5 protein-coding genes are annotated in these 4,456 nt (G+C 28.5%); all 5 read left to right on the top strand.

Features of this window, described 5'->3' with window-relative positions; genetic code table 11:
* Positions 1–95 precede the first annotated feature (95 nt).
* The 5 genes from Q1B05_RS18255 to Q1B05_RS18275 all read left to right on the top strand — a co-directional run bounded on the left by Q1B05_RS18255 (position 96) and on the right by Q1B05_RS18275 (position 4,253).
* Positions 96–782 (top strand): SLATT domain-containing protein, encoded by a 687-nt coding sequence (locus Q1B05_RS18255; protein ID WP_299782837.1) that lies wholly within the window; start codon positions 96–98, stop codon positions 780–782.
* Positions 783–1,371: 589 nt separating this feature from the next.
* Positions 1,372–2,046: a hypothetical protein gene (locus Q1B05_RS18260; RefSeq protein WP_299782838.1), complete on the top strand. Its 675-nt coding sequence runs from the start codon at positions 1,372–1,374 to the stop codon at positions 2,044–2,046.
* Between the two features lie 332 nt (positions 2,047–2,378).
* Positions 2,379–2,795, top strand: coding sequence for a hypothetical protein (locus Q1B05_RS18265; RefSeq protein WP_299782840.1), 417 nt, complete (start codon positions 2,379–2,381; stop codon positions 2,793–2,795).
* 125 nt (positions 2,796–2,920) lie between these two features.
* Complete coding sequence (locus Q1B05_RS18270) at positions 2,921–3,451, top strand: hypothetical protein (RefSeq protein WP_299782842.1); 531 nt, start codon at positions 2,921–2,923, stop codon at positions 3,449–3,451.
* A gap of 151 nt (positions 3,452–3,602) precedes the next feature.
* Complete coding sequence (locus Q1B05_RS18275; RefSeq protein ID WP_299782844.1) at positions 3,603–4,253, top strand: hypothetical protein; 651 nt, start codon at positions 3,603–3,605, stop codon at positions 4,251–4,253.
* Positions 4,254–4,456: the final 203 nt, after the last annotated feature.

Here is a 4,456-nt window from a genome sequence, read left to right on the forward strand (position 1 = left end):
CTTGCGGATTTTCTATTCGGTTTGTATTTGCTAAATTAGTGGCTTAAACACGCAACGAAATCATACACAAACACGTTAGGTATAATTTAAAGAAAATGTATAGTACAAAAGAGAAAAGAAGAGTAAGTGCAGGTCATAATTTAGCTTTTAAAATGTGGTCAACGAAAGGTGCAAGATTTGTAGCTGATGAAAGATGTAAAAAAACTTATAAATTATCGAATTTCACTATTGCATTTCTTTCGTTTGAAGTAATTGCAATAAGTATTTATTCATTAACTGGGAATTTTGATAGTATTGTTGAAACTAAAATCATTACTGCTTGGACATTGATACTTTCAATTTTATTTTTAGTTCTTAGTATTTTTGAAAATGCAAAAAACTACAATGTAAAAGCTAAGGATTATCATAATTGCGGATTAGAAATTGGAAAAGTTTACAGTAAACTAAAAATGATTTTAGCAACAAATGGAGATAAAGATTTTAACGACTTGAATGTACTGAATCCTCTACAAGAAGAATATGATAAAATTTTGGATAAATATGAAAATCACGAAGAAGTAGATTATGCTCAATACAAAAACAATAAAAAGATTGATTTTAAAATTAGTAAATATGACGTATTCAAAAACAAAGTAATAATTTATTTCAACACGAAATTATTATATCATTTTCTCATTATAATTGTCCCAATAATATTAATAGCTTCAATTGTTTTCTTTAAAAGTTCAAATAAGAAAAAAGATTGTTTGAATACCGAAGATAAAATTGAAATTACAGAATAAAAACTATACCTAACACCGTATATAATTTATTGCTGGCTTATAGCTTACTTACGAAAGTCCTCGCGGACTTTCTTGGTCGGTAATTATTTACTAAATTAGTTACTTAAAACACGCAACAAACCATATACAAACACGTTAGGCACAATAGCGGAACTCACTCAAATTCGGATTTAATGCCAAATATTGCGCTGACTTTTCCTCTCAAACACTTTACAAAACTGATTCTGACTTTTAGCAAGTTTACTCATATTAAGTAGTTTATGAAAACAAAACTTTACGCTAATAAAAATCTTGCAGATTTCTTACGCTAACGGATTTAAAAACTTACAAAAACCAAGCTTAACTCAAAAAATCAATGTTGTGGATTTTCTCACTCAAATGAAATTAAAAAAGTTTGAGAAATAAAAATGATTAAACTTTACGCAAACAAAAAACTACTGTGCCTAACACAGTGTATAAATAATGCTTATTTTAGTGCTTGACATATGTTTAGTGCTACTTTGCTAACTTCTGATTTTCCTGCGGAAAATCCTCGCTCGCAAAATCGCACTATCCATACACAAAACCGTTAGCCATAATTAAACCAACAGTGAGAAAAACGATTATACTTCTACTTCTAACAATAATAAGTTGCAAAGAAAGTAACACGAATCTGAATTACTCGACAGAAAAAAACGACTCGGAAAAAATACTAATAGAACTACCCAAATTAAGAAAGTGGAAAGAATTATACTCTGACAAATTAGTTAAGAATAGATTTGACGAAAACTCGAATGACGGAACTACAATTTTAGGAGTTTATCTGACTAATGAAATAGCGGAGCAAAAGGACAGTATAGATAATATAGATTTTAACGATTATTCAATATTCTTTATAAGAGACCACGAACAGAAATGGAAAATCCAAAATACTGACCTAAAGCGAATTTTTGATATTCAAATAAAAAAAGCATCCGTAAAAACTATTGACATTAAAGATGCCATAAACAGAGCTTATTCTGACTCAACATTTATCACAACTGAAAAACCGTATTTATTAAATGATTACAGCAATCACGAAAAAGCGTTTTCAGCAGTTAAATTGATTAAACCGTATCCGAATGACCACGATTATATAGTAGTTTATGTTTATAATTTGATTAACATAAAAAATCATCTTGTATATGGAGGATATTACTTAGATTTTAATGGAATTGAATCAATTGAAAATGCCCAAAAGAATAATGATATAATTATATCGGAATTTATTAAAGAAAACGAATAATAACTATGGCTAACAACGTGTATAATTAATTGCTTTGGCAAGTGCTTATTTGGAAAATTCCTTCGGAATTTTCTCGCGCTCGTTTTTGTTTACTAAATTAGTTGCTCAAACGCGCAACTAACCATACACAAACACGTTGGCAATAATATAACAGAACGCACAAAAAAAAATGAACAAATTGAATAAAACCAAAATCCTGACAAATCTATTATGGACAGTATTTGGAATAATTGGAGGGATAAGTTATTATTCAAAAGTGGAATATTAGATTTTCGGAGTTATGTTTTTAATAGCAATTTTATACACATATAAATTAAATCAATAGAGGGAAAATGAAAAGAATACATTTTGACAATATGAGAAATAAATTTTGGATAAGTATCTTTATACTATCTGTAATTTGTTTTATAATCGGAATTTTTGAACCAATAGATTTTTCAAAACAAGACGTAAATAAATACATAATGAAAATTGGTTTTTTATTACAAGCAATTTATTTCAGTAGATTGTTTTGGCACAAAAACTATATCCAATGGAACAAAAAAGGTGCTAACCTTAGAATAAACTCTTTTTGGGGAAAATCATTGACTTTTAACCAAATAAAAAAAACGGAACTGAATGAAAACAAATTGATTATCACAAAAAATAGCGGAGAAATAGTAACATTTGACTTGAATGAAATTGTGGAATCTGACACTCAAAAACTGAATGAAATAATAATAAAAAATACTATTGCCAACAACGTATAAAATTAATTGCTAGTGCAAGCCTGCTTACGAAAGTCCTCGCGGACTTTCTATCTGTGATTTATTTGCTGAATTTAGTGCTTAAATCACGCAACTAATCTTATACAATCACGTTAGCAAACATTTAAATGGAAATCCTACAAAGAATTAATTTAACCTCTAAACTGACTTTCTTTTTTGCAATAGTCATGTTCATTTACGGAATAATTTGCCGAATAATTCCAATCTATTTCTTTTGGGAAAGTTTGTATTTAAGCGGCATTGTATTTTTAATTGGAATATTTTTTGTTTTAAACTCTGAATCAAAAAAAAAAAAATCCGAATCCAAATCAAATATCATACTGATAATTGGAAAGGCTTTTATTGTTTTAAGCATTGGTATGTTTGCATTAATAAATTTGATTTTCAATAATTCTGACGCTTTTAAAACAATAGAAAATCACGTAAAAAACAACACGGAATTGATAAATGAAATCGGACAGATAAACAATGTTGTTGCTCTACCAATTGGAACAATTAGTTCAAAAATGGATAGTAGTGGAAAAAGTGGAAATGCAACTCTGACTTTACTCCTAAAAGGCGAAAAAAAATATAAAGAAAAAAGTTTTTCTGCTCAAAAGGACATTGATACTGACTGGAGAATAATCGGAAAAAATTAAAAAACGTTTGCTAACACCGTATAAAAATAATGCTTAGTTTAGTGCTTAATCAAGAGTCCGTGCGCTTTTGTTACGTCTGATTTTCCTGCGGAAAATCCTCGCACACAAAACCGCACTATTCTTATACATAAACGTTGGCAAACATTTACAGATGCTCACAAAAAAAGATAAATTATTCTATTTCGAAAGTACTTACAAACTATATGAAGAGTACAATAAAATTAATACACAAAATCCTATTGAAGGGTACCAAGTTGGATATACCATAGATGGATTAGAAATATTGCGACAATTAGACTATTTATACAAGGAAATAACATCCTTTAATAATTACTTCGCTGAAAAAAATGAAGTATTAACGAGACAATTTGAGATTTGGGAAAATCATTGCGTAAAGAATAACATTGACTATTCTGTATACATGGAAGAAAAACGTCACGAAATTCCCAAACTATCTAATCGTAAAAAATCCAACGAAGTTTCCTTTAAGGCTAAATTATTTACAGAAATGTTTTATTATAAAGCTTTTCGGTTGAGAAATATTATTCGATATTCTGGAGGATTAGGAAAAAAATTTGAATGTGAAGGCGTAAGAAATGTTAGAAATATACTTATTGAGCATCCTGAGAAATCAGGTTTTATTTACATTTATAGTTTTGGATTAGGAATAAAAGAAATTGGTCCAATTTTAAATACTGGGAATCTAGAAAATGATAAAAAATTTAAAGATATTGGATTATTCAAGAACGCAACTGAATTCAAAATAAATCTTGAAAAAATATTAACGGATTTTATTAATTAACAAAACGATTTGCCAACACCGTGTATAATTAATGGCTGGTTCTCGCAAACTTACGAAAATCCTAGCAGATTTTCTATTCGGTTTTTATTTGCTAAATTAGATGTTTAAACACGCCACTAATCATACACAAAACCGTTGTAGGTAATAAAAAAAACGAAATGGAATTTGAACCAGAATATATAAGTGGAATTGGTAAAGTTTTA

This window comes from uncultured Formosa sp., assembly GCF_947500765.1.
In the GTDB taxonomy this organism is placed as follows: domain Bacteria; phylum Bacteroidota; class Bacteroidia; order Flavobacteriales; family Flavobacteriaceae; genus Formosa.

Excerpts from the sequence above, each read along its gene's own strand:
- Q1B05_RS18255 (WP_299782837.1), top strand. The coding sequence starts at position 96 with ATGTATAGTACAAAAGAGAAAAGAAGAGTAAGTGCAGGTCATAATTTA.
- Q1B05_RS18265 (WP_299782840.1), top strand. The coding sequence starts at position 2,379 with ATGAAAAGAATACATTTTGACAATATGAGAAATAAATTTTGGATAAGT.
- Q1B05_RS18270 (WP_299782842.1), top strand. The coding sequence starts at position 2,921 with ATGGAAATCCTACAAAGAATTAATTTAACCTCTAAACTGACTTTCTTT.
- Q1B05_RS18275 (WP_299782844.1), top strand. The coding sequence starts at position 3,603 with ATGCTCACAAAAAAAGATAAATTATTCTATTTCGAAAGTACTTACAAA.